The following is a 24,761-nucleotide window of genomic DNA, read 5'->3' on the forward strand; positions in this document are numbered from 1 at the left end:
TGTGATTGTCTATGCCTAAACCTACATCTGTACCAAACAATGCCTGTACCTCTACTGATCAATCTCAAAACAGTCAGTCTCTAAAGGCTCATCCATCAAAAATCACTCCTGCCAACATTGATTGGCAGGTGGATGATACAGGCAATAACGTGCCCATATCTGGCGAGTTTGGTGATGTGTATTTTTCGCATGCCGATGGTCTAGCAGAGTCGCGTCACGTATTTTTGGCACATAACCAGCTGCCAGAGCGACTGGCGAACCTTGCGCCAAAGCAATGCTTTACCATCGCTGAGTTGGGCTTGGGTACGGGGCTAAATCTCTTGGCGACTTGGCAATTATGGCGACAGCTGCGTGCCATCCATCCGCAATTGGCGACTGCGAAACTGCATTTTATTACTACTGAAAAGTTCCCCATACCACTTGCTGACCTCACACAGATACTCGCACTATGGGGACAGCGTGCTCCTGAGTTGGCAGAGCTCATTGATCTGTTTTTAGCTGCTTACCCGCCCCTTATCGCTGGCTGTCATCGTTTAAGCTTCTTTGATGATAGTTTGACCGTTGATATATGGCTGGGCGATGCTACTGATAGCCTCGCCAAACTGGCATTAGACACCTCCATCAAGCCCGTGCCCTACGTTGATGCTTGGTTTTTAGATGGCTTTGCCCCTTCTTGTAATAGCACCTTATGGGCGGAGAGTATCTTTGCGCAAATACAGCGCTTGTCACGTCCCAATACCACCGCAGCCACCTATAGCTGTGCTGGTATCGTCAAACGCGCGCTACAAGGCTGCGGCTTTCAGATTAAGAAAGTAAAAGGCTTTGGCCGTAAGCGTGAAATGCTGACAGCAGTCATGACTGAGCCTGACTATTCAGAGGACATTGAGAGTGAGCGTAATAGCCATAACTCTGACCTCTCCCACAGCATCGTCATTGGTGCTGGCATCTCAGGACTGATGATGGCGTGGACGCTTGCCAATCGTGGTATTCATGTCACTTTGCTAGATAAGTCAGCACCGTTGGCTGGGGCATCGGGCAATCCTCGCGCGCTACTCGCGCCCAAGATGACACCCATCCATCATGTTGATGAGCATTTGCATACCATTGGCTATCTCTATAGCAGCAGGCTATATCGAGTGCTCAATGAAAAAGCTGCACAGCAACATACAGCGCCAGTACTTGAGCTCACAGGCGCACTCGACTTGCTTATAAAGGCTAACATTGGCACAGAGCAAATCGCTGATTATCCTGATGAGATGGCAACCACCTTATCGCTTGAGCAGGCGCAAAATATCAGCGGCTTAAAAGCCCAAGATTTATCAGAGAATTTGTATTTAGCGCAATCTGGCTTGGTCAATCCGCAAGTATTAAAAGATACCGTATTGACGCATCCGCTTATCCACTTTCAACAATTAAACGTTGATGATATTAGTGAAGCAGAAGAAGGTGTTTATATAAAAGGTAGTAATCAGGATAACCATCTACTGACTATTAGCGCTGATAATGTGGTGATTTGCGCCGCTTATGAGAGCCATGAGCTGGATAAGCGTATTTTTGATTGTCGCAAAATCCGTGGTCAGCTCTCTTGGTTTACGCCCAGCGCCGAACAATTCACAAAACTACCTAAAATACCGCTTAAGTACAGCGGTTACTGCGCTGCATTTACTGCAAAAACTGGTGATAATGAATTGAACGAGGTGGTAGAAGGTAGACAACATTTCTTACTGGGCGCAAGCTTTGTACGCAATGATACAGGCACAGACATCCGTCATGAAGAGCATCAGATTAGCCGTGACAAGCTGGTTACTGCCATACCGGAGATGGCCTCAGTCATTGCAACAGACAGTCATTTGTGGCAAGGTCGTGCTGGCATTCGTACCCAAACGCCTGATTACCATCCAGTTGTCGGATCACTTGCAGATAACAAGCGGATTTGGGTGATGAGTGCAATGGGCGCTAAAGGCTATGCGTTGGCGCCGATATGCGCTGAAGCATTGGCAGATATGATGCTAGGCTCGTTTGCCCCATTATCATCGGCGATGCTTGCGCGACTATCGCCTAATCGCACACGCTTACAGACACCGCTTACTTGAAATTTTGAGGTGGTTTTTTGTCTGTCCTAAGGCTTAAATTTCAACACTTTCAACGCTCATAACTATCTTGTAATATGAGCTTTATAAGTTGAATCTAATAACGAGACAGACTCCATGCCTTACCATCAAACTACGCTTACCTTACCTGCCTATGCGCGCGGCATTCATATCATCACGCCATTGATTGAAAATGCCATCGAGCCGCTAATACCGTATTCATCTGAGGCAGGTCTGGTGCATCTATTTTTACAGCATACCTCGGCCAGTCTCGCTATCAACGAAAATGCCGATCCAGATGTCAGACTTGATACCGAAGACTGGCTGAATAGAATTGCACCAGCCGACCAGCCAGAGTATCGCCATACGCTAGAAGGTTCGGATGACCTGCCAGCCCATTTTAAAAGCTTAATGCTTGGAGTCAGCTTAACGGTTCCACTGATCAATGGCGCATTGGGGCTTGGTATGTGGCAAGGTATTTATTTATGTGAGCATAGAAATCATATCAGTCAGCGCAAGTTGGTTATAACGGTTAACACTTAATAATCTATAGTCGAAGCTTAAATCAAGCTCTTTTAATGGACAGCACCACTCTCATGAATATTCCCGCTTCTAAATGGTCAAAATCAAAAAAATTAAAGCGCTACCATCAAGCATTTCCTGCTGTTCTGTTTAGCCTATTGCTGCTGACAGCGTGCGAAAAACCACCTGATGCTGAAGAGGTAAGCGACACACCGACTGAAACGGAAACTCAAACCACACCCGTGACAACCAATATCAATGTCGATACGCCAGACGATAACAATGAAAGTATGGATGAGCCTATCAATGATGATTCTGTGCAAACAACGGTAAACTCAGAGCTCGATATCAGCTTAACTCAGCTAGAAAATGATCTTGGGGCAACTGGTACAATACCCAACAATGCTGCTACAGCTCCCAATCCTGAGCAAGCGATTAAAGGCGCTCAAATTACCGATGTACAATATAAAAGCGCGACTGGCGAATCTCTTTCTGTCGTTTTTGAGACTTCAGCAGCAGGCGTGCTCAATGCTATCGTCACCTTACCTAACAAGCCAAAAATGACACTGAGTGCGCCAGAAGGTCAAGGCAATAACCCGACCTACCGCTCGAAAGACGGTAGTATCCAGTTAGTCAGCCATGCAGGTGGTGGTAGTATTGATCTTATTCAAAACAATAAAGTCACTAGCTTCGATGCGGTCAGTGCTGAAGCAGAAGTCATCACTGAGTAATTCATCAAAAGATAAGTGGCTTAGAGCTGCGCAAAAATAATATTTTGAGCAAAAAAAGGCGGCAAACGTTCATATCGTTGCCGCCTTTTTGATGTCATTTTATTATGATTTTTAAGTGTTCTCTAGCCAAAGCCCGTTGTCTTACCAAATAGGCCGACCAGCCAACTGATCACTGTCCATAATCCCCAGCCAATGACTATAATGACGAGCAAACCAAGAATATCAGGAATATGCAAATACAACCACGCAACGACTGGGTTGCGCCAAAAAAAACCAAAGCGGCTTTGCTGCTGCTTGTCTTCTAAGGATTGATGCAAAAACGGCCGATCCATATGCATGGTTTCAGTGATGCCATACTCGTGGTGCAGATGCTCGTGGACGATACCTAAGGTCTTGCGACTCGGACGTATAAAGATATCGAGTACTGTGCCGATACCAGGTACGATGCCAACCACCATATCAATGAACGCCAGTCTGACTGCTGGCGTCATCTTATGCGCGGGAACACCCAACTGACGACCCAGTATAAACGCGTAACTGGTTAAGGCAAGTCCTGCCAAATCACCAGCCAGCGGAATGGTCGAAAGCGCCGCATCGGCACCCATACCTTGTTTGGTAAAAGGCACACGTACGAGCGAATCCATAGTATTGGCAAACTTTGCCAGTTTACGCTCGGTGGCGATGACTTGCTCACGTGTCAGCCCATGCTCAGCCAGCTTTGCCTGATAGTCGATATTAGCAGCTTTGGTTGCAGGTGGCTTATTTAACTTCGCTGCCAAGCTTTTAGCTTTGGCTTTTATATTGTTGTCTGGCATTTATAAAGATACTCTTAGGTATGCAAAATGATAAGAGGATTCCTCATTACTGTATCAACTGACCAGCAACCCTGAGTATAATGCCACCTCCAGGAACGAGCTCCCCTGCTAAGTCTACGCTAATATCCATTAACATCTCAGGTGTCAATAACTGACCTATTTTGTCTTTGTACCATTCGCCATCTTCTATTACTTCACCTGTCAGACCATTGACCTCTATAACCCCTGTTTTATCAGCAGTACCCCAAACGAACTCAAAGGCAAACACTGGTACTAAAAACAAATGAATCTTATTGAAAATAATGGTGTTGTGGTGAATATTATGAGCGTTCACCGCATCACTATTGAGCATGGCGCATGCCTGCTGAATAGCCGCTTGCTGTGGTAATAGTGGCTCAATGACATTGCTATCTTCTGCTACTTCGCTAAGTTCTTGGAATTTATATTTTTCATTGTAGCTTTTAAAAGTTGCAGATTTAATATCACGTTTTAGACCATCTAACAATTCATCATAAAATATCTTACGATGGCAAGTCTCTAAAGCAGTAACGTCTATTTTGGCTTTATCTCTGCTGTGAGTAACCTCGTAAGCGTCATTATTAATCTGTATCGATTGCACATAAGGATTATGAATAGGTATCTGATAGGTAATCTGGCAGTCATAATCAACAACCTTTGTCGCTTCAATATGCCAATACGGCTCCAAACGGCTTTCTTTACGAGACAACTGTACCGTATCCTCTCGTGGCCGCTTTAATGGATTGAGTTTTGCCATCACGCCAAAGGCATTTAATTTCTTTTTTTCAGCCTGCTCTTGAGCAGCTCGAAAACTGTAAATTTCGTCAAAAACGAAAAGCTTATTAGCGCCTTCTACAATCGACACTTCCTGCTGAGCAATTGCCATTTTAATTCCTTTATTAAGGGCTTAAACCTCTAGAGTAATAAAAGTTACTTACCAAAAATAAGTACTAATTTTAGAGAATACTAACATATTACTGTTGGCAAAATAGCGTTCCTCTAATACGTATTCTATATATTTTCTAGCCCTTCATGCTCGTCCATAGACAAGCGATGGCGATGACAGCAAAGACGTAACGCCCTACCCATATGTTGGCCAAAAATGCCTGAAAACATGCCAAAGCTTGACGACTGGCACAAGCGCTGTTTTGCTTGGCAAACATCATCGCTACTAGCGCCAAACCAAAGACTGGGGTGACACCTAACGTTGTCGGTGCAAAATAATGCCACATCACCACGCCCATAATGAGCAAAAACAATGTTTGCAGCGGCGATATAATAATCACATCATAACGGCCAAATAATATCGCCGTTGATTTGACCCCTATCTTTAGATCATCCTCACGGTCAGCCATGGCGTACTGGGTATCATACGCCACCGTCCAGCACATATAAGCGATGAACAACAGCCAACACCAAATATCAGGAGCGCCTTGCACGGCCACGTACGCCATCGGTATCGCCCAACCAAACGCCGCTGCCAAAAACACTTGTGGCAGATGCGTATAGCGCTTCATAAAGGGATAAATGAACGCTAATATGACTGCACCAAGCGACCAATAGAACACGGCAATGGGTAAAAAGAAGAGCAAACTGGCACTGAGTAATACCAACACTAAAAATGCAGCAATGGCTTCTTTGCCAGATAAGCGTCCATCAGCTAGCGGTCGACCTTTGGTGCGACTGACATGACCATCGACTTTGCGATCGGCAAAGTCGTTAATCGCACAGCCTGCCGCGCGCATCAAAATCGCACCCAGCGCAAATATCACAAATACCTTTAGGCTTGGCAGACCTGCCGTTGCTCCTTGCTGCTGCGCCTGACCCATCGCTGCCAGCATCACGCCCCATAGAGTTGGCCATAGTAATAGTTCAATACCCACAGGCTTATCAAAGCGTGTCAGCTGCATGTAGGCATATAGCTTATCTTTTGGACTCATGACTGGTGACCTATACATCATTACTACTCAATTCTTATACTAATCGTTGTGTTATTCATCATTGTTTTATAACTGATCCCATAGTTTTTTGCCTTCAACCAAAGACAGCTCAGGATGTTTTTTGCGCAGGGCTTTGATGGCCGCAACATCACCTTTGCCAGCATGCTGACGCAAATAAGCCAAATATGCTTGTGTTCCTGTTTGCTCTTTCAAACGCGCCTCTAACCTTAAGATGCGAGTACGTAGCATAATATTGATCAATAATAAACCTGCACCCACCACCCAAATAACCAGCGTTAACATTTCTTACTCCTCAACTTATAAGCCGACCGATTCAACAGTATACTTATTCAACAGACCCTATACAAAATAACCGTCAAAACGTACCGCTTCATTACTCCAGCTTTCACTCGGCTGTTGATTAGCAAGTAACGGCGCAAACTGCGGACGTTTCACGACTACGCGGCCTTGTTTTTGAGCATTTTGACTAACGACTGCTTGCGCACTTTGTAGCAATTGCAGCTCTTCTTCTAGTGTTGGCGGGCTCGCCAATTGGTGCAAGGCTTGCATATGCTTGCCCACTTTTGCGCCTTTACCCGTTTTGCTGTCTTGATAGCTGTCTTCTGGAAACATAGGGTCCAGATATATTACATCAACTACTTTCGCATCATTTTCTTTACTATTATCTATCGCATCAGTCTGTAATTTTTCAAAATAACTGAGCGCATCAATATTAATAATCTGCAAACGGCTCATCAGCTTTTGCCAATTTGGCAGCGCGCTCATACGTTGCTGTTCAGCTAGCAGTAACAACGCCATCAAAGGCTGCTGCTCGAGCATAATAACTTGAGCGCCAGTACTCGCCAATATGAGACTGTCATGACCAAAACCTGCAGTGGCATCAATAACCATGCTATCCGATGTAGCTTTAGCAGCTTGTAGCAGCAATTCAGACTTGCGTCCGGCACTTACCACACGGCGCTGTAGCTTATCCCATTCTGGTGCCACGCTTAATCCATCACTGAGCCATGACAGTTTGTTTTTTTCATCCAACAACAATATAGGTTGGGTTGCTGTCTGGCTTAATTGCTGGCGACGTTTTTGATTAAGCTTATCGGTAAACAGCTCGGTATTTAAAGTGATGGGCAACTGATGCTGTTCTATCAAGGCTTGCAAGCGTTCAATCTGCACTTGCTGCGACTCGCTAACATAAAGTAGTTGGCAGTTAATATGAGCGGTCAGTACTTGCTTCACATTGGTCATATTAACTGCCATTCCTTTCTAGTATTTAAGAGCACATGTATTACCATCAAAAACTATTCCATTATAAATCCTAGCCTGCCATTTGATAGCCAAAACCCCAAGCAGCGACCAATACGATGACGCCTGTAATAATGCGCAACCAAGCAAAGATCTTAAAGTCACGACGGCTGACCCAAGCGACCAATAAGCGAATACATAATAAGGCGACAACAAAAGACACCACGGTGCCTATGCCTAATATCACCCAGTCCTCGCTACTGGTCAACACCTCATGATGCTTCAGCAAGTCCAGTAGTGCGGCACCGACGATGACAGGAATGCCCAAAAAGAAAGAGAACTCTGCCGAGGCCTTGCGTGATACGCCAAGCCAAAGCGCACCAATAATAGTCGCACCCGAGCGCGAAGTCCCTGGCACCAAAGCAAGGCATTGAAACAGACCTATCATCAGAGCTGTCTTTAGGCTGACGTCTTCTGCTTCTTGCGCAATAATTGTTTTAGGGCGATTTTCGACATAAAATATTAGCAGACCACCGATGATCAGCATTATCGCTACCACGATGGGATTAAATAAATACGCTTTGATCTCATCGGCAAAGGTAAAGCCCACTATCATTACTGGAATGGTAGAGACAATTAAGCTCAGCCCAAGCTGTCTTGGATTACTCATGCCTTCTGCTTTACCAGTGAGCAGCCCCATCAGTGCTTGCCAGAGTCTGCCCCAATAGTCATAGATAACCGCCAAGATAGCCCCAAGCTGCACCACCACTACAAACAAATCAACTTTGTCTTTGGTCCAAAACCCCATCAAATCTGCTGATAAAATCAAGTAGCCAGTACTAGAAATAGGTAAAAACTCAGTGATACCTTCAACGATACCCATGATGACCGCTTGAATTAGTAACAGTATATCCACAATTAACTTCCTAAAAACAGACCTAATGGCTGTCCTGTATTATCGTTGTTTTGTATTAGCTATCATTGTTTTGTATTAGCTTGTGCATCATTGATGCTAGATTTTAGTCGTTACAAGATAGCTTTTAACTTAATAAAAAACTATGCTTTACCTTGCTCTTTGAGCGTCTTCCACGCTTGATTGCGCAAATATTTGGGTAATGCATTCGCCGCATCGGTACCACCAGAGTTCATAAACTGAGCAATGCCTAACTGCCCTATCACCACTGCATCTGGCCAGACATCTTCATAACATACTTGCTCATCATGTAATGTTAATAGCGTCGCACCATTACCGACGATGGGCAGATTAACTGCAGTTTGGCTGTCATAATCGAGCAGCTGCTCAGTGCTCTCACTTTCATTAATCAGTACAGGCTGCATAATGGCACGGTCTAATTGATTGCCTGATTGATTGCCTGCTTTATCACTATCTTTTATTGCGTATTGGCCAAAATATACTTGCTGCATGCGTGCATCAAGGGCGCTATATACTTGCGTCAGACCATATTGCTGATAGGCCTGCTGCGCAATCGCTTGCAAGCTTGAGACACCCACACAGGGCAAATCATGCGCCACAGATAGCGCTTGCACCACTGCCGTATTGATCCGTATACCGCTAAACGCACCAGGACCTCGGTTAAATATCAATGCTTCTACGTCAGCAAGGCGCAACTCAGCTTCAGACAGAGCAGCGTCAATCATCGGCAGAATTTGCTGGGTCTGCTGGCGCTTACCTGTTTCGGTACGACTCGATAGCACTTGACCACTCGCATCTAAAATCGCGATCGAACACTGATCAAACACGGTATCCATTGCTAAAAACATCACAACCTCGGCTTATCGTCTTGGCATTATAAATCAGCGCCTATCATATCATTTAGGATAGGCGGATTTTATTAATTTCTACGTTTTTCATACTTTATTCACTAAAGAGTATATAAGTACGTTATCCATAAAAAAACCCAAAACTACTTTAGCTTTGGGTTTCATGAGATTGATAGTGCTGATAAGGTCAGCCCCTACTTAAAAGCGCGTTTTAAACTTCTTTGGCGCTTGATTTTGCATCTCTTGCATCTGCTTTTGCATCTCTTCGGTGCTAGGCATGTTGTTTGGATCCAGCCCCATTTGCTTCGCCATTTGTTGTGGATTCACATCCTTGACGCCGCCTTGCTGACCGCCACCGCCAAATAGAGGACCACCACCGCCAGCTCCGCCGCCGCCACCTGCTAAGCCTTGTACCGCTTTCATCATTTTGCTAATGCCTTCAGGCTTGGAAATCATTTTCATCATTTTTGCCATTTGTTTGTGCTGCTTGAGCAAACGATTGACGTCCTGAATCTCTTTACCCGAACCTGCGGCAATACGGCGCTTACGGCTAGGGTTGATCTTATCTGGATTTTTACGCTCAAACGGCGTCATTGAATTAATCAAGGCTTCCATCTCACGTACTTTTTCTTCAGGCTTAGCCTCTTCAACGGCCTTTTGCATATCAGAGCCGCCCATGCCTGGCATTTTATCTAAGAAACCTGCCATGCCGCCCATACTTTTCATCTGCTGAAACTGGGTCAATAGATCCTCAAGGTCGAACTCGCCGCCCTTTTGCATCTTTTTCGCCATTTTTTCGGCTTTATCACGGTCGATTTTTTGTTCGACTTCTTCGACCAGACTCAGTACGTCACCCATGCCAAGGATGCGCTGGGCGATACGCTCAGGATGGAACAGCTCTAACGCATCTAATTTCTCACCGCGGCCCAAGAACTTGATCGGCTTACCGGTGATAGCACGTACAGACAATGCCGCACCGCCGCGAGCATCACCATCGGTTTTGGTGAGGATAACACCGGTTAACGGCAGCGCATCATTAAAGGCTTTGGCAGTATTGGCCGCATCCTGACCCGTCATCGCGTCAACGACAAACAACGTCTCAGAAGGATTAACCGCTGCCGTGAGGGCTTTGATTTCATCCATCATAGTATCGTCAATATGTAGACGACCTGCGGTATCAATAATCAAAATATCTTGATATTGGATTTTGGCCTCTTCAATAGCGCGTAAGGCGATATCGATAGGGTTTTCATCTGTGGTTGAATTGACAAACTTGGCATTGACCTGACCCGCTACTTGCTCAAGCTGGGCAATAGCAGCTGGACGGTAGACGTCAGCTGAGACTAGCATGACCTTTTTCTTATGGCGCTCTTGCAAAAATTTGGCCAATTTACCAGCAGTAGTGGTTTTACCCGCACCTTGCAAACCCGCTAGGAGATAAACAACTGGCGGCTTACCCGTCATCTCAAGCTGTTGGTTAGCACTGCCCATCATTTCGGTCAGCTCATCATGGACGATTTTTACAAATGCTTGTCCTGGCGCCAATTCTTTCAGCACTTCAGCACCAAGCGCTTGCTCTTTGACACGTTTTACAAAATCACGAGTGACTGGTAGCGCCACGTCGGCTTCTAGCAGCGCCATGCGCACTTCACGCATGGTGTCTTTGATATTGTCTTCAGTCAGTTGTCCAGTACCTACGATATTGCGCAGGCTAGACGATAAACGTTCTGTTAAGGTATCAAACATAAATAACTCTCAGTTAAAATAATTCTTAGTTAAATAATTCAAATAGTTTTCAAATAACTTTTAAATAGTATTAGGATGTGTGATGTAATATTCAGCCATGCTACCTTCCTTCGAAAAACAGCAAAAAATAGCATGTTATCAATACTATAGCATTAACACGGCTCAAAATTGATAGTCGTTTTGCAAAAGGAAGCGCGCAATAATTTATAATTCACCTATTTCCGCTATTATCTCATCCTTACTATCATTGGCTGACCACAAGCATTTGTAGGCGATAAGCAAGATGATACTCAATTGGTACCCATTTTATGATAAATTGGACGATTATTCTAATCATTCTGATAATACCACTTTAGCGTTAGATTGAGCGGCTATTTTGCGCTCATTATGAGATGAGGTTTTCTATCCGTGCACCTTGCATTCTTACTGGCTAGTCTGGTTTATATCTTAGTTAGCATCCACATTGGTTGGTCGCTGATTCAGGATAAACCTATTAACAAAAACATCAGCTTGGGGTTATTAGTAGTCGGTATGCTCGCGCATGCGACGCTATAGTCAGTTCAAAATAAAATTGTTATGGTTAGGACAAACATCATAAAACAACTTGGATAAGTCATTTTCCAACCAGCCTTGGCGTAGAAACTTTACCTGAGCCCATTTTTTCTCGATAGGGTTCAGATCAGGGCTGTACGGCGGTAGCCAAAGAATACGATGACCGTGCCTGTTCAGTAGCTTTTGAATGCGTTTATTCTTATGAAATCTGGCATTATCCATGACAATCACGCATTTGGTTTTAAGACTTGGGATTAGCTTGTGTTTGCACCAGTCGTAGAATATGCTGCTGTTAATGTTGTGCTTAAAGTAATCTAGGGCAAACAGCATCTTTTCATATAGAGCACCGATAACGTTGGTTCGCTTTTTACCTTGCCAGTTGTAACTATCGATACAGGGTTTACCAATCGGTGCATAACCATGAGAGCGAATGGTCTCGTGCTCAAAGCCGCTTTCATCCATATAGACGATGGGATAGCCTTGTTGTTTAAAGTTATCAAGCTTACTGTGGTATATCGCTCTTTTGATCGGACAGGCTTTTGGGTGTTCTAAGGTCTTTTTTTTGACTGATGCCAAGTCGCTTTAGGGCATGATAAATGCCTGTTTTACTACAGTTTAGACGACGAGCTCGCTCATACTGGTAATCATCGGGATGTTCTTGAACATCATTAAGTAGCACATCATCTGGTATTTTATAGGGTTTGGTTTGCCTGGTTGTTTTGCTATGAACACGTCTCTTCCAGTTTTGTATGGTGGTTGGGCTGAGGTTATAGAATTTAGCTGCCTCGGCAAAGGTCATACCCTCGTCTAAGCTTTTTAGTACTTGTTTGCGAAAATCTAGTGAGTAAGTCATGGTCTTTATAATAACAATTGAATTTGATAGTTAGTTTATAACACTTTTAGGTGGGATTGACTATACTCTATCCATATGTCGTCACCCTGTATGGGCTGAACTTTAATCTATTTAACGTGCTTAGCCTGATCAGCCTATTCTTTTTATTGTTTTATGTACTTTTCAGCCTATATCGCCCAATTATTAGCCTCGGTATCCTAGCTGCACCAACTGCACTCGTAGGGTTGACGATTGGCTATGTTGGCCGCGCCCCTTATCAGCCCTTGACAGATATCGGTATTGGGCTTGAGACTCATATTCTATTATCGTTTGCCGCCTATTGTGTGCTGCTGATGGCCGCGGTGCAAGCGCTGTTTTTGCGTCTACAGATTCGTGAACTTAAGCATCAGACCATACACCGTTTTTGGGTTAATAAGCTGCCGTCATTGCAAAGCATGGAGAGCTTATTGTTCGATATGCTGTTGGTCGGTTTTGTCCTGCTGAGTATCGCTTTGGGCATTGGTTTTGTCTATGTAAAAGACTTAATGGCACAGCACATCGCCCACAAGACAGTCTTTAGCGTGCTGTCGTGGTTATTGTTTGGGGCGTTACTACTCGGCAACTGGCGCGCTGGATGGCGTGGCAAACGCGCGGCCGACATCACCATCTATGCCTTTATACTACTGGCTATTGGTTTTGTCGGTAGCAAGTTTGTGTTAGAGATGCTGTTATAGACTCAGTTCAAAATAGCTCTAATGAAAAGCTAGTTAAACACCACCGTCTTATTATCTGCCACAATCACGCGGTTTTGCACATGCCAGTTCACAGCGCGTGCCAATACATTGCGCTCGATATCACGGCCAATAGCGCGTAACTCTGTCACGCCTTGACGATGGGTCACACGGTGCACATCTTGCTCAATGATGGGGCCTTGATCGAGCTCGGCAGTCACATAATGCGCAGTCGCCCCAATCAGCTTGACGCCTTTCTCATAGGCCTGACGATATGGGTCAGCCCCCACAAATGCGGGCAAAAACGAGTGATGAATATTGATAACTTGCATCGGCCAACGCTTGACAAAATCAGACGATAAAATCTGCATATAACGCGCCAATACCAGCAAATCATTGCCTGCCATCAACGTATGAATCTGCTCTTCCGCTTCTGCCTTATTATCCTTGGTCACTGGTATATAGTGAAAAGGTATGCCAAAATTCTCTACTGCTTGGCGCAGATCCTCATGATTACTGACAACAGATGTAATCTCGCAATCGAGTAATCCGCGCTGATGACGCCACAGTAAATCTAATAGCGCATGGTCGAACTTTGACACTAAAATGCCAACCTTGGTTTTAATCGCATTGTTATGCAAGCGCCACGCCATATTGTGACGCTTGGCCACCGTATGACCGAAACTGGCTTCAAAGTTATCCATAATCTCGCTCAAGCCTGCTAACGCAAACTCCAAACGCATAAAGTACTGCCCACCTTCATGAGCCGTTGAATACTGATCAAGCGTAATAATATTACCGCCATAACGGTGTATAAACTCAGATACGGCCTGTACGATACCCGCTTGATCACGACACTTAATCAGTAGCGTTGCGGTATCAATAACATCGGTAGATAGTACATTTTGAGAAGTTTTGCTCGACTTTATGCTTGCTGTAGCAGTCGTGGTATTGTCTGACATAGTGCGCCCAATTAAAAATGAAACGTGCTGCTTACTTTGAATATGCATAGCAGCATAGGAAACTGACTATTCTAATCGCTTTTGCAAAACTTTGCTGATTGAGTTGCTTGTATTTAATTATTGAGATTACAAATGCAAAAACCCCCAACGCGGGGTTGGGGGTTTGTATTTATAGTTTTTTATTTTATAAGGTTGTTAATCTCTACTGGGCTTGAATCACTTTAGAGAAGCCAAATCCATTACTATTTACGCTAATAGTAGACCCTAAGTCAAATGCTTTACTAAAGTCTACTATGAAGCTGTTATAACCTGTAGATATGTTACTTGGACCTTCACCGTTAATAGATACAGAATAATTTGGCTGATAAGGAGATAAAACCACCTTGGAGATATCCTTCTCAGCATCGATATTGATACTCATACTATCAATACATGGAACACCACCAGTACCAAATGGACTTGCATGATCTATCCAAGGTGTAATTAAGCTCGAATCACTTATCGACAGGTCGCCTAACTGATACGGTAATACATAGTTGATACTTTGTGTACTCTCACTACCGTTCAAGAACGTTGAAGCATCAAACCGCACTTTCACCCAAGTTGAATAGCGTATTGGATAACGAATCTCAAAATCAGCTCGCCCTACTTCATCAGTTTTAAATGAATAACCATCTTCAGACACTTGGCCATTTATAATAGCTACTGGATTGATAGGGTCTAATCTACCATTTCCTATACTACCATCATCATTGATATTGATGTCAGCATCTTTATCTAGAGTGTAATTATACTCTGGATCTTCAGTATCATACCAATTAGACTTAAAGATAAGTGGTTCTTGCTTAGTAGATGTCTTAAGTGCTGGCGTATTTACTGTACCATCTTTATCTATAGTATTTGCACCTTGATAAGCTACATTTGTATTCAGTAAGCATACCTTTCCTTGAGCGTATTCAACTGCATAAGACTTAATTGATACTTCTTTATTTGGCACAGCACGGCCCGAACCATCCATGACCGATATCGAACCACGTACAGTATAATAAATATCGTCTGATGATATCTTATCAGCGAATGCTAAGGTGGTATACACTGCTTCTTCTGATACGGTAATAGTGGTTGTTCTAGTAGGAACATTAAATTTATCATCGAGTAGTCGAGCATTGATAATCACACCGCCAATAGGTGAGCTGGCGTTGGCTTGATAGACAACACGTGCTTCACCTCTACTGTTTGTTACTGCTGTGGCAGCTGACAAACGACCTGCTGAAGAGTCTGACGTGCGACTAAAGACAACGGTTTGTCCTTCAACTGGCACGTCGTTTTTATCTTTTACTGTAGCGACAATTTCAGTACTACCACCTGGAGTGATGACCGACTTCACCGCTTGGAATAGCATTTTAGCAGGTGTCGTAGCACGGAAACGTGCGTCTACTGTCGCACGATAGCGCGGCTCACCGTTTGGTAGTGTTTCACCCAATACAGTCGCCTGTAGTGCAGTAATACCAGCAAGTTCTGATGTTAAGGTAACAGGTATTGTAACGATATTGCCGTTTATATTAGCAGCGGTAATGGGTTTTGTGACGATTACATCGTTGCTATCAGCAAACGTACCAATAGTCGTTTGTACTTCAACTTGCTTACCGATTAATTCCGCTGCTTGAGCAGCTGTATCACGACGTATCTGAATATTTATGGTCTGTGTTTTATTGACATCATAAACGTTTTTGATATCAATAAAGCTAATACCTGCCTGCGAAACCTTAATCAGCTCAATACTATTTAGACTGCGTTGAGTATTGATGCTATTTTCACCCAAAGCACGAGCAAATACACGTAAGTTACCATTGCTATCAAAGGTCAAATCAGCTTCGTTAATATTAAATACTGCTTGACCATCTGCATTGCTAACAGCAGTCGCACTAGAGTGGATAATATCACCGTTTGCGTCGACTAACTCCATACCAGCATTGGCAATAGCACGCCCTGCACCATCCACCAATGTGGTCGTGATAGTAGTAGAAGCGCCATCTTTTAGATTGGCTTCTGTAGCTACAATGGTAATTTCTGTACCGATCGCTGATAAGTTTAATGACTTCTCTTCACGCACTTGCATACTGACTTTACCATCTGCACCGTACTGTGGTGTAACGATTTTAGCATTAATCACTACGCTATGATTTAGACGCGAATTGATAGAATTGGCTGCTAAGATGACGCCAACATCGATCTGACCATTAGCATCAGTGGTTACCATACTTGGTGTGGTTAACGCCGCACCACTGGCTTCAAGGTTCTCAATACTTAACTGTACAGGTACTCCTGCCAAGATACCGCCTTTGCTGTCGGTCACACGGAAGGTAGCATTGGTCTGATCACCACCAGTATTCAACGTAGACTTATCAGAGGACGCTATGAGCTGATAACTATCAATCGTGGCAGTATCTACTGCTACGATATAGTTCTGTACTAACTTAATATTTTCAGCGGTCGTAGTGGTTGCTGTTAGTTTGATACCGCCTTCTAATACCACTTGATTGACCCTAGCATCATCTATAAGCGTGAGATCAAAAGTTGCTACACCGTCACCATTCGTTGTAGCGGTGTTATTAGTAATGGTAACGCCAGTTTGTATAGGATCATCTACATTTAAGCGCACTTCGCGATTGGCGATACTGCCGTCGTTATCAGCCACTCGTACAAAGACTTTAAAGGTATCGCCTTTGGTATTAACAACTTTATTGGCGCCAATGGTTAGGTTTTCTTGCGTACCATTCTCAGTTGGTCTAACAGTTGTGACATTACTGGCCTTTGTAACAATATTATTATTTCTGTCAGCAGCAGATAGTGCAATGGCGAAGCTATTACTGATAGCATCTTTCTGCTTATCTGTAAGATCGGTAGGCACCGCAATTGTAAATATTACTTTGCCTGAATTATCAGTCGTTTGACTACCACTAGAGACTAGTATAACGCCCTGACTAGCAATAACTGCTGGTAATGCCAAGAATACTTTTTGCCCAGCTACGCTATTTCCATCGTTATCTGCTACTGTAACTTCAACTTGTGTCTCACCACCATTGAGATTCAATGGTTGTGTCTGTTTAGGTATTAACGAAATAGCAGATACCATAGACTGTATTTTAATCTTGACTTGTTTTTGCTCACCAGTAAGAGTTTCAGTTAATGTAGCCGTCAATACTTTCTGATTGAGCGCTAATTTTTGAGCAGTGGTTAGGTCATTCGGTACATTAACCTTAAAGCTAGCAATACCATTGGTATCTGTATTCACAGATACTACTGCTGATCCAAGGACATTATTCACTTTCAATAAGCTTGCCAACTCTTTATCATCGAATGCGAACTTAATGGACTGACCGCTAACTTGGGCTCCAGAAGATTGGTTATTGAGCTGAACTTGGATAGTAGTCGTTCCACCTGCATCGTTCAGAATGTAGCCAATTTGATTATCAAAACTGTCAAACGCATTTAAAATATCCAATTCAATTACTGGAGAGGTTGAAGATCCGTCACCACTACCACCCTCTTTATAAAAACGGACTTGCCCCTGTTGTATAGCAATATCCCCACTAGTCTTAGTAGCTGATGCTTCAAATTGAAAACCATTATTTAACAATTCTGTTTCATTTTTGATAGCTTGCGGGTTAAGTCTAATGTCATAAACTGCCTCACCCTTGTCATTAGTGATCTGTGTAGAGCTTCCTTCAATCGTAAGCGCACCATCATTTTCACTAGATGACATAATTTTTAATTTAACATCTTGATTGTCTATAGTGGAAAAACCGTCAAATGCGACTGCTTTTACCGTAACTGTGAATAAGACGGGCTCATCTGACAGCTTAATATTAGGTGGATTTATCGTCAGTTCTTGTAAGAAAAAGTCAGGTTTAATATCGGGTGTTTGCTCACCACCATCATTGTTGCCACCACCTGTATTGCCATTACCACCAGTACCAGGTTGGGTAACACCCAAATCAGGTGCTGGCGCGACAGAATCTACGGTATCGCCATCACCACCACCACCACAACCTGCTAATGCCAATGCGCAAGTCAAAGAAGTGAGTTGAAACAACTTAGAAGTAAAAGGTAGTGAACTATAGGACATTTTTGAACTCCGAATCGGCAATGATGTATATTCGTAAAAACAAGCAAGAATCGTTCCCAAACTAAGGGTATGTAAAAAAATAATTACTTATATTACAGTATAATTTCTATTTATATATATCGTATTAATTTTATAACAGCAACTTTACTAACTTCTGTTGTAAGTTACAACAAAAAATTATACTTTTGGGTTAACTAATCAATCACATAGCAATGCAAATTCAGGGTATAATAGCTGACTTGTATGACGGCAATAGTCACAAAATAATTTGAGTATTCATTGTATTTGTGGTATAAATGTCGCCTTTAAAATTTTCTGAATTGGTCGTCCTGTTATTTGCCTTTAGATGACAGAAATACCAGCTCAACCTTCATATAGTTTTGTTTGGTGCAAAAGTAACGCTTGCTGTGTCCATGCCGCAAAAACGCGCGACTTGCCCAGACTGGTATGAGAATCCCTCATACCTCATAGATTAGGAGTTCCTCATGGCTAGAGTTTGCCAAGTGACTGGAAAGCGCCCTATGGTGGGTAATAATGTTTCGCACGCAAACAACAAAACCCGTCGTCGCTTTCTACCAAACCTTCACAACCATCGTTTTTGGGTAGAATCAGAAAACCGTTTTGTACGTCTACGTGTGTCTACCAAAGGTATGCGCATCATCGACAAAGTTGGTATTGATAAAGTGTTAGCAGATTTGCGCGCACAAGGTCAAAAAGTTTAAGCCACGCGCTTATCGCCACCATCTAAAGGAAAGCTATCATGAGAGATAAAATCAAATTAGTATCGACTGCTGGTACTGGGTATTACTACACCACTACCAAAAACAAGCGCACTATGCCTGGCAAAATGGAAATCAAAAAGTTTGATCCAAAAGTTCGCCAGCACGTGATCTTTAAAGAAGCAAAAATCAAATAATTTATTATTTATAAGCTTAACCGCTTATAAACAACGTTATTTGAAATATAAAAAGGGCTTATCAATTGATAAGCCCTTTTTATTGTCTGTCTTTTTATTGGCTGCTATCTCAGTCATTTATACTTTTAACTGACTGTCTCTACCTAGTTATTTCACCTTCACACTACTCTAACAAACTCTACTCTAACAAAGTCTCTTAGCCAAGCCAGAGTATGCAGCAGTGTATCAACTATAGTGCGTTGGCTCTTTGTCATAGACGTGCGCATGCCACTGGCTCATTTGCTTTTGCATAATCACCTGAATGGCAGCATGAATCATATGCTGACCGATGGCTTGAGTATCGCTGCCGAGCAACTCTTTTAGCTTGTCAGAAAAATCAATGGTCATCAGCGGTGCATCATCTTGTTCGGCATCGCGCAGCAATAATCTACCATCGTCTGCTTCGACCAACTCAAGAGTCGTCTCTTTACCGAATCCTGCAAATCTATCTTGGTTATCGTTGTCTACTTCAATCTCATTATCAATATCATATGGCATTTATGTGTTCCTTATTGTCCCGTCATATACTGGCAAAAAATCGCAAATTATCGTTATACAGCAATACGGGTAAAACTGTCTTATTCATACAATGGACGCTTTGAGCTTAGAATTCAAGGGCTGTAACACAAGTGTTATCAATGAGTAGGTATTAATCTATTTATTGATTGTGTAAAAACAGTCGCTGTTCTAACGCCAGTAGCGTAGTTTTGCTAAGGTAAATAGCAATGCGACGAACATACCCAGATAATAAGCCAGCTTTAGCTCAAAGCTTGGGTCACGGTACTTAAACGGTAGCGCAACTGTCGCCGTCGCGGTGGGAAAGATCAGCAGCATGAGTAGCCAGTTTTCAAACACACCAAGCCAGCCTTGCAGATCGGTACCATGACGCAATGACGCCAAACCCAACAGCAAGCAGGCAATGATTAAGGCGATAAACAAACCGTTTGGTAAGTCTTTTGGAAAGATAATATCAGTAATTTTATTAGAGGTTTTTGGCATGCTAGCGTCCGGTCACACCCAAAAAGCGTGACTTATTGATGAGTAAAAATTTTAATAATATGAGAGGTTTGATGATCGTTCCATTTACCAGTCAAAATAGCTGACTGGGTTTGCAAGCAGCGGATTAGCTGTAAGTACCCATTAGCCACAGCATGGACACACAAGCGGTCAGCCAACCAAGCGTTAAGGCGTTTCTAGTCTCGATATGGGTGCCTTTTACTTTATTGAACACTCGTGAGCCAAGCCAAAACAGCAATGGAATACCGAGGACAAATGCGGGTACGATGAACGCCGCATGACGTAACACTGACTCTATATCTTCACCTATCATCAAGCGAAAACCATAACCTGCAAGGCTTAGCACTAATGAAAACACTGCTAGGCCAATGGTAATCCCTTTAGGTACCAAGCTACGTGGCTGATCTTGAGGGCGCTGTTGATTATCATCTGGCATTTGCGTAGTTGGCTTATTCATAATGCACCTTTGTGTGGCATAAAACACGTCGATACTGACAAGTCGCTTTTACAAGCCACTTATTAGACTTCATGTCTTAAAAGTTACTTTAATCTTATGCTTACTTAATGACTACTATTGACCAAAGCAAGCTCTTGACGCATCTCATCAATGGCGGCTTTATAATCCTCTTGGTTGAAGATAGCAGAGCCTGCAACAAACATATCTGCACCTGCCTCAGCGATAGCGCGGATGTTACTGGCTTTGATACCACCGTCGACTTCAAGTCTGATGTCGCGACCACTGGCATCTATGCGCTGACGCACTTCGCGCACCTTGTCTAAAGTGCTCTCAATAAACGACTGCCCACCAAATCCAGGATTGACGCTCATCAGTAAAATTTGATCGACGGTATCCATCACATAGTCTAGATAATGTAGGGGTGTCGCAGGGTTTAACACAAGGCCGCATTTAGCGCCGCCATCTTTGATAAGCTTTAGAGAACGATCAACGTGCCCACTGGCTTCTGGATGGAAGGTAATGATGCTAGCACCCGCTTCTAAGAACTGCTCAATCATACCATCGACAGGACTGACCATCAGATGCACATCAATTGGCGCATCGATACCGTAGTCACGCAGCGCTTTACAGATCATACTGCCAAAGGTCAAATTGGGCACATAATGGTTGTCCATGACATCGAAATGGATGACATCCGCACCAGACTCCAATACCCGCTCTACCTCTTCGCCAAGTCTGGCAAAGTCGGCAGATAAAATAGAAGGGGCGATGAGATAGGGTTTAGAAGGACTGCTCATAATTGAATTACCTAATTCATGTTTATATAAAAGTGTCATAAAATAAAAAAGACTTGGAACTGGTCCAAGTAAAGCTTCAATCTTTAAGCGACTTAGATTGAATATTCAACTCACTAGCGCTGTTTATATTGAGTCTTACAGTAAGCACGACCGACGGCAAATGAACGTTTTGCTTGGTGCTTAGTCGCACGATTGGTCACACGCTGACGCCATGAGCGAAAGGACGAAGGTTTTAACTCATGGCGCATCAGTCTAATGACAGCAGCTTCATTGAGTCCATAGCTATGCTCTATCGCTGCAAATGGCGTTCTGTCTTCCCAGGCCATCTCTATCACTCGTGAGACTTGCGCCTCATCAAGCACTTTACCGCCTGTCTCATTGCGTGATTTGACAGAGCCTATCAGTTTGCCATTGCTACTAACATTGAGGTTAACATTAACATTAACATCGACATCAACACTGGCGTGCTGCTTATTTTGCAAAGCAGCCTCCATGTCAGCTTGCATGATCGCAAGCGCTGATTTGGTATCTACGTCCGCTGCTGCTAAATCTTGATAACTTGCCATAAAACTTACCTTTTAATTTTTAAAACAGCATAAGACATCAGCCTTTAGCTCAGCTGCGCCATGCGCCAGTGATGCTCAATATGATCATTGATGACTGTCTGGATAAAGTAATAGCTGTGGTCGTGGCCTGCCTGATAGCGGAGTGTTAACGGCTGCTTGGCTTCTTCACAAGCCTGTTGTAGCTTAGCCGTTTGCAGCTGTCCTTCTGCCAAAAAGTTATCAGCAGCGCCCTGATCTACTAAGATACTCGAGTACTGACGGCCAACGGTTTTGATGGTATGTGATGCATCAGCCTGCGCCCATAGCGCCTTATCGTCACCGAAGTACTCTGTATAGGCCGCCTCACCCCAAGCAGACTCGCTGGCGGCACAGACAGGCGATAATGCTGAGACACTGACAAACTTACTTGGGAATTTGAAACCTAATAACAATGCTCCATGACCACCCATAGAGTGCCCTGTCACACCGATACTGCTAATCGCAAACTCAGAGCGTACTAGGTCATAAAGCTCATCAACGATGTAGCTTTGCATATTGAAGTTCTCTGCCCATGGCGCACGCGTCGCATCCACATAATAGCTGGCACCCTGACCGACAAAATAACGCTCATCGTTCGGCACATCGGTATCTTCACTACTGCGAGGAGAAGTATCAGGCGCGATAAATATCATGCCAAGCTCGCTACATCTTTGTTGAAAGTGCGCTTTGTGAGTGACGTTATCTGCGTTACAAGTCAGACCTGACAAATACAAAACTGCAGGACAGCGTTGTCCTAACAGCGCCTCATCTGGCAGGTAAATACTAAACGTCATCGGTGTCTTAGTAGCCGTCGATTCGTGACTATAGTAATGCTGCTCACCATTAAAGCAGCGATTCACACTGATTTGGGTAAGCTGGGTATTGGCAGATAAACTTTTATTGTAAGCATTATTCATGATTAACATCCTTTTTATAGAAATTAAAACAAATGATGATTTATAAAATTATTTAATAAACCAAAGAGTAAGCACTAAAAAATGAATAGCGTTTATTTATTAGGAATTACCCTAATTAGTAGTCGTTGTAGTCATAGGCAGACTAGTATTAGTAGCGTCTTCATACAATATGTCAATAGCGCCATCGTCAGTATTGCCAGTACCGTCAGTAACATTGGCGATTGGTGAACGCGCTTTGTCAAACAGTACTTGCTCAAATGCAGGCAATGCTGTTTTCATCAAACTACCAACGATCATTTGTGGCTCTGATGGCTCAAAACCCATAAAGCTCTCACGTTCACTGACACGTAGACTCGCTTCTTTAAAAGCAGCAGAAAAGCTATTGCTTTCACGCAGACTCTCAGCAAAGAATGCTTGACCGAAATAGGTCATCTCCGCGGTATTGGTACAGCCAAACGACATCTTATCAGCCGCTGAAGCCGTTATAACCACAGTAGTCGGTGACGTCAATTCATCGATAAATGAGCCAGAATAGCAAGCAGACACCACAATCACCCGCCAACGAATGCCTGATGCATCCAGCGCCTCACGCAGCCAGGTGGCATCCAGATTGTCCATCTCAAGGGGTGGATTAGATAAATGAATAAAGTCTTGATCACCATGTGAAGACAGCGTCATAAAGAGCACATCTTCATCGGCATTCATTTGCTGACCAATTCTTTTTAGCCCTTGCAAAATACTGGTCTTCGTGGCGACTGGTTCGTCTAGCCAGCTATAAGTATTATTAATCAGTGCCAATGAATAGCCACTGGTGCCAAAACGCACATCAAACAGCTCGCGCACTTTATTAATCTCAGAGCGGAAGACATCTAGATCAGAAAATCCCGCAACCCCCATAAAATACCAATCACTCTTGCCTGGTGTACTCGGATCGATACCTGCTAGTGCTTGCTGCAATAGCTGTGGCTGCTTATAAAGCGCTGCTTCTTGTAACACAGGCTGTACAGGGATTTGCTTAAAGATAGGCTGGTCGGCAACGTTACGCTGCCAGATGGTCAATAGTGCCACCGCTCCTACCAGTACGATGATACGCTCCCACCAAGGCGTACGTTGCCTGCGGGCAAAAATCCATAGCAGCGCCAACGTTTGCCATAAAAACAGCACTAAAAACAAAATCGGTAAAAATGAATAGCTCCAGTCTGGCAGCCACCCTTGACTACCCAAGAACTGCACCAAGCTTTGCAGCAGCGCAGATAGTGTATCAGCCACCAGCCATAGTACTACTGGTACAAACAATAGCATTTGGTTGCCTGAGCGCCGCGCAAGAATGATACCGCCCAAGGAGATAATCGCTGGCCAAATTAGGTAGCTGACCAAACCCTGCTCGTTGAAAACACTTCCCTGCTCAGCCGCCAACCACGAAAAAAGCACATTACTGCCAAGTGCCAATAGTGCAAACGCTGCAAACTGCATAAAGGTTGGCTTCACCCAAGAAAACGCGCGGGTTGACCCTACCAGCATCCATAAAGCGGCAATAATATTGGCAGCGAAATTCAATGAAAAACGCTGAAGAGAAATGGTTTTTAGCGACGAAAGTGGCAAAGCCTTAGACCTCTATCCAGTCAAGATTAGTGCCCACTCTTGCAGTGAGTATGAGCCTATCTTGATAACCTAACCTCATAGTTTATATTGCTAACCTCTCACGATTGTAACGGATTGTTAGTTAAGAAAATAAGCATGATTTGTAAAAAGCACTATTATATAGTTAACATACTTTAAAATAGATGCAGTGCAGTTTTGTAGATACCATCACTTATTTCAATATAATTAAAAAGTTGAGAGTGAGGTAGAAACTATAAAAGTAGATAGAAAGAATAAACATAAGAAAAGGCCTTATAGTTAAGACCTTTTCTTTACTCATCAG

Annotated in this window: 25 protein-coding genes; 6 read left to right on the forward strand and 19 right to left on the reverse strand. The window is 43.5% G+C overall.

What is annotated here, in order from left to right; translation table 11 throughout:
* Positions 1-11: 11 nt before the first annotated feature.
* The 3 genes from mnmD to JMY01_RS10080 all read left to right on the forward strand — a co-directional run bounded on the left by mnmD (position 12) and on the right by JMY01_RS10080 (position 3,343).
* Positions 12-2,093, forward strand: coding sequence for a tRNA (5-methylaminomethyl-2-thiouridine)(34)-methyltransferase MnmD (gene mnmD, locus JMY01_RS10070; RefSeq protein WP_201575486.1), 2,082 nt, complete (start codon positions 12-14; stop codon positions 2,091-2,093).
* 114 nt (positions 2,094-2,207) lie between these two features.
* Positions 2,208-2,633, forward strand: a complete 426-nt coding sequence (locus JMY01_RS10075; RefSeq protein ID WP_201575487.1) for a secondary thiamine-phosphate synthase enzyme YjbQ — start codon at positions 2,208-2,210, stop codon at positions 2,631-2,633.
* A 53-nt stretch (positions 2,634-2,686) separates the two neighbouring features.
* The gene (locus tag JMY01_RS10080) at positions 2,687-3,343 is read left to right on the forward strand and encodes a hypothetical protein (protein ID WP_227677837.1); all 657 of its coding nucleotides are present in this window, start codon (positions 2,687-2,689) and stop codon (positions 3,341-3,343) included.
* A gap of 122 nt (positions 3,344-3,465) precedes the next feature.
* Here JMY01_RS10080 and JMY01_RS10085 read toward each other — a convergent pair whose 3' ends face one another.
* The 10 genes from JMY01_RS10085 to JMY01_RS10130 form a co-directional block, all read right to left on the reverse strand.
* The gene (locus JMY01_RS10085) at positions 3,466-4,158 is read right to left on the reverse strand and encodes a DUF4112 domain-containing protein (RefSeq protein ID WP_227677839.1); all 693 of its coding nucleotides are present in this window, start codon (positions 4,156-4,158) and stop codon (positions 3,466-3,468) included.
* Positions 4,159-4,204: 46 nt separating this feature from the next.
* Entirely contained in the window at positions 4,205-5,062 is an 858-nt protein-coding gene (locus JMY01_RS10090; protein ID WP_201575490.1) for a hypothetical protein, read from the reverse strand.
* Positions 5,063-5,198: 136 nt separating this feature from the next.
* Positions 5,199-6,116 carry a 4-hydroxybenzoate octaprenyltransferase gene (ubiA, locus tag JMY01_RS10095; RefSeq protein WP_201575492.1) on the reverse strand — a complete coding sequence of 306 codons (918 nt, stop codon included), beginning with the start codon at positions 6,114-6,116 and terminating at the stop codon, positions 5,199-5,201.
* A 66-nt stretch (positions 6,117-6,182) separates the two neighbouring features.
* The gene (locus JMY01_RS10100) at positions 6,183-6,419 is read right to left on the reverse strand and encodes a hypothetical protein (RefSeq protein WP_201575494.1); all 237 of its coding nucleotides are present in this window, start codon (positions 6,417-6,419) and stop codon (positions 6,183-6,185) included.
* Positions 6,420-6,476: 57 nt separating this feature from the next.
* Positions 6,477-7,379, reverse strand: a complete 903-nt coding sequence (locus JMY01_RS10105; RefSeq protein WP_201575496.1) for a class I SAM-dependent methyltransferase — start codon at positions 7,377-7,379, stop codon at positions 6,477-6,479.
* 70 nt (positions 7,380-7,449) lie between these two features.
* On the reverse strand, positions 7,450-8,292 hold the full coding sequence (locus tag JMY01_RS10110) for an undecaprenyl-diphosphate phosphatase (protein WP_201575497.1): 843 nt from the start codon (positions 8,290-8,292) through the stop codon (positions 7,450-7,452).
* Between the two features lie 140 nt (positions 8,293-8,432).
* A complete protein-coding gene (tsaB, locus tag JMY01_RS10115; RefSeq protein ID WP_201577497.1) occupies positions 8,433-9,158 on the reverse strand; it encodes a tRNA (adenosine(37)-N6)-threonylcarbamoyltransferase complex dimerization subunit type 1 TsaB in 726 nt (241 codons plus the stop codon).
* Positions 9,159-9,356: 198 nt separating this feature from the next.
* Positions 9,357-10,904, reverse strand: a complete 1,548-nt coding sequence (ffh, locus tag JMY01_RS10120) for a signal recognition particle protein (protein WP_201575498.1) — start codon at positions 10,902-10,904, stop codon at positions 9,357-9,359.
* 555 nt (positions 10,905-11,459) lie between these two features.
* Positions 11,460-12,032 (reverse strand): IS630 family transposase, encoded by a 573-nt coding sequence (locus tag JMY01_RS10125; RefSeq protein WP_201574559.1) that lies wholly within the window; start codon positions 12,030-12,032, stop codon positions 11,460-11,462.
* The gene (locus JMY01_RS10130) at positions 11,959-12,309 is read right to left on the reverse strand and encodes an IS630 transposase-related protein (RefSeq protein ID WP_201574560.1); all 351 of its coding nucleotides are present in this window, start codon (positions 12,307-12,309) and stop codon (positions 11,959-11,961) included. Before JMY01_RS10130 ends, JMY01_RS10125 begins: the two co-directional genes overlap by 74 nt.
* Before the next feature lie 56 nt (positions 12,310-12,365).
* On the opposite strand from JMY01_RS10130, the gene JMY01_RS10135 reads away from it, so the two are divergent.
* On the forward strand, positions 12,366-13,022 hold the full coding sequence (locus JMY01_RS10135) for an inner membrane protein YpjD (protein WP_227677841.1): 657 nt from the start codon (positions 12,366-12,368) through the stop codon (positions 13,020-13,022).
* A gap of 29 nt (positions 13,023-13,051) precedes the next feature.
* Here the strand turns inward: JMY01_RS10135 and purU are convergent, their stop codons facing one another.
* Both purU and JMY01_RS10145 read right to left on the reverse strand, forming a co-directional pair.
* Entirely contained in the window at positions 13,052-13,981 is a 930-nt protein-coding gene (gene purU / locus JMY01_RS10140; RefSeq protein WP_227677844.1) for a formyltetrahydrofolate deformylase, read from the reverse strand.
* Positions 13,982-14,183: 202 nt separating this feature from the next.
* A complete protein-coding gene (locus tag JMY01_RS10145) occupies positions 14,184-18,110 on the reverse strand; it encodes a hypothetical protein (protein WP_201575499.1) in 3,927 nt (1,308 codons plus the stop codon).
* Positions 18,111-18,595: 485 nt separating this feature from the next.
* Between JMY01_RS10145 and rpmB the strand changes: the two genes are divergently transcribed.
* Together rpmB and rpmG are read left to right on the forward strand one after the other, a co-directional pair.
* Positions 18,596-18,832: a 50S ribosomal protein L28 gene (rpmB, locus tag JMY01_RS10150; RefSeq protein ID WP_201575500.1), complete on the forward strand. Its 237-nt coding sequence runs from the start codon at positions 18,596-18,598 to the stop codon at positions 18,830-18,832.
* A gap of 38 nt (positions 18,833-18,870) precedes the next feature.
* Positions 18,871-19,026, forward strand: coding sequence for a 50S ribosomal protein L33 (gene rpmG, locus JMY01_RS10155; RefSeq protein ID WP_010201403.1), 156 nt, complete (start codon positions 18,871-18,873; stop codon positions 19,024-19,026).
* 225 nt (positions 19,027-19,251) lie between these two features.
* On the opposite strand, the gene JMY01_RS10160 is transcribed toward rpmG, so the two are convergent.
* The 7 genes from JMY01_RS10160 to JMY01_RS10190 all read right to left on the reverse strand — a co-directional run bounded on the left by JMY01_RS10160 (position 19,252) and on the right by JMY01_RS10190 (position 24,439).
* Positions 19,252-19,563, reverse strand: coding sequence for a hypothetical protein (locus tag JMY01_RS10160; RefSeq protein ID WP_201575501.1), 312 nt, complete (start codon positions 19,561-19,563; stop codon positions 19,252-19,254).
* Between the two features lie 189 nt (positions 19,564-19,752).
* Positions 19,753-20,064, reverse strand: a complete 312-nt coding sequence (locus JMY01_RS10165) for a hypothetical protein (RefSeq protein WP_201575502.1) — start codon at positions 20,062-20,064, stop codon at positions 19,753-19,755.
* A 124-nt stretch (positions 20,065-20,188) separates the two neighbouring features.
* Positions 20,189-20,539 carry a hypothetical protein gene (locus JMY01_RS10170; RefSeq protein ID WP_227677845.1) on the reverse strand — a complete coding sequence of 117 codons (351 nt, stop codon included), beginning with the start codon at positions 20,537-20,539 and terminating at the stop codon, positions 20,189-20,191.
* Between the two features lie 104 nt (positions 20,540-20,643).
* The gene (gene rpe / locus JMY01_RS10175) at positions 20,644-21,336 is read right to left on the reverse strand and encodes a ribulose-phosphate 3-epimerase (protein ID WP_201575504.1); all 693 of its coding nucleotides are present in this window, start codon (positions 21,334-21,336) and stop codon (positions 20,644-20,646) included.
* 113 nt (positions 21,337-21,449) lie between these two features.
* Positions 21,450-21,737 carry a TIGR03643 family protein gene (locus tag JMY01_RS14385; RefSeq protein WP_374220372.1) on the reverse strand — a complete coding sequence of 96 codons (288 nt, stop codon included), beginning with the start codon at positions 21,735-21,737 and terminating at the stop codon, positions 21,450-21,452.
* Between the two features lie 209 nt (positions 21,738-21,946).
* On the reverse strand, positions 21,947-22,837 hold the full coding sequence (fghA, locus tag JMY01_RS10185; RefSeq protein WP_201575508.1) for an S-formylglutathione hydrolase: 891 nt from the start codon (positions 22,835-22,837) through the stop codon (positions 21,947-21,949).
* Positions 22,838-22,948: 111 nt separating this feature from the next.
* On the reverse strand, positions 22,949-24,439 hold the full coding sequence (locus tag JMY01_RS10190) for a C13 family peptidase (RefSeq protein ID WP_201575510.1): 1,491 nt from the start codon (positions 24,437-24,439) through the stop codon (positions 22,949-22,951).
* Positions 24,440-24,761 lie beyond the last annotated feature (322 nt).

The organism is Psychrobacter sp. H8-1, assembly GCF_904846575.1.
Classification (GTDB): domain Bacteria; phylum Pseudomonadota; class Gammaproteobacteria; order Pseudomonadales; family Moraxellaceae; genus Psychrobacter; species Psychrobacter fulvigenes.

Bases quoted from the DNA above. Each gene is read 5' to 3' on its own strand.
- JMY01_RS10165 (WP_201575502.1), bottom strand. From the start codon at position 20,064: ATGCCAAAAACCTCTAATAAAATTACTGATATTATCTTTCCAAAAGAC.
- rpe (WP_201575504.1), bottom strand. From the start codon at position 21,336: ATGAGCAGTCCTTCTAAACCCTATCTCATCGCCCCTTCTATTTTATCT.
- JMY01_RS10085 (WP_227677839.1), bottom strand. From the start codon at position 4,158: ATGCCAGACAACAATATAAAAGCCAAAGCTAAAAGCTTGGCAGCGAAG.
- JMY01_RS10160 (WP_201575501.1), bottom strand. From the start codon at position 19,563: ATGCCATATGATATTGATAATGAGATTGAAGTAGACAACGATAACCAA.
- JMY01_RS10145 (WP_201575499.1), bottom strand. From the start codon at position 18,110: ATGTCCTATAGTTCACTACCTTTTACTTCTAAGTTGTTTCAACTCACT.
- ubiA (WP_201575492.1), bottom strand. From the start codon at position 6,116: ATGAGTCCAAAAGATAAGCTATATGCCTACATGCAGCTGACACGCTTT.
- rpmB (WP_201575500.1), top strand. From the start codon at position 18,596: ATGGCTAGAGTTTGCCAAGTGACTGGAAAGCGCCCTATGGTGGGTAAT.
- JMY01_RS10130 (WP_201574560.1), bottom strand. From the start codon at position 12,309: ATGACTTACTCACTAGATTTTCGCAAACAAGTACTAAAAAGCTTAGAC.
- JMY01_RS10100 (WP_201575494.1), bottom strand. From the start codon at position 6,419: ATGTTAACGCTGGTTATTTGGGTGGTGGGTGCAGGTTTATTATTGATC.
- JMY01_RS10090 (WP_201575490.1), bottom strand. From the start codon at position 5,062: ATGGCAATTGCTCAGCAGGAAGTGTCGATTGTAGAAGGCGCTAATAAG.
- purU (WP_227677844.1), bottom strand. From the start codon at position 13,981: ATGTCAGACAATACCACGACTGCTACAGCAAGCATAAAGTCGAGCAAA.
- JMY01_RS10075 (WP_201575487.1), top strand. From the start codon at position 2,208: ATGCCTTACCATCAAACTACGCTTACCTTACCTGCCTATGCGCGCGGC.
- JMY01_RS10170 (WP_227677845.1), bottom strand. From the start codon at position 20,539: ATGAATAAGCCAACTACGCAAATGCCAGATGATAATCAACAGCGCCCT.
- JMY01_RS10080 (WP_227677837.1), top strand. From the start codon at position 2,687: ATGAATATTCCCGCTTCTAAATGGTCAAAATCAAAAAAATTAAAGCGC.
- mnmD (WP_201575486.1), top strand. From the start codon at position 12: ATGCCTAAACCTACATCTGTACCAAACAATGCCTGTACCTCTACTGAT.
- JMY01_RS10105 (WP_201575496.1), bottom strand. From the start codon at position 7,379: ATGACCAATGTGAAGCAAGTACTGACCGCTCATATTAACTGCCAACTA.
- rpmG (WP_010201403.1), top strand. From the start codon at position 18,871: ATGAGAGATAAAATCAAATTAGTATCGACTGCTGGTACTGGGTATTAC.
- fghA (WP_201575508.1), bottom strand. From the start codon at position 22,837: ATGAATAATGCTTACAATAAAAGTTTATCTGCCAATACCCAGCTTACC.
- ffh (WP_201575498.1), bottom strand. From the start codon at position 10,904: ATGTTTGATACCTTAACAGAACGTTTATCGTCTAGCCTGCGCAATATC.
- tsaB (WP_201577497.1), bottom strand. From the start codon at position 9,158: ATGTTTTTAGCAATGGATACCGTGTTTGATCAGTGTTCGATCGCGATT.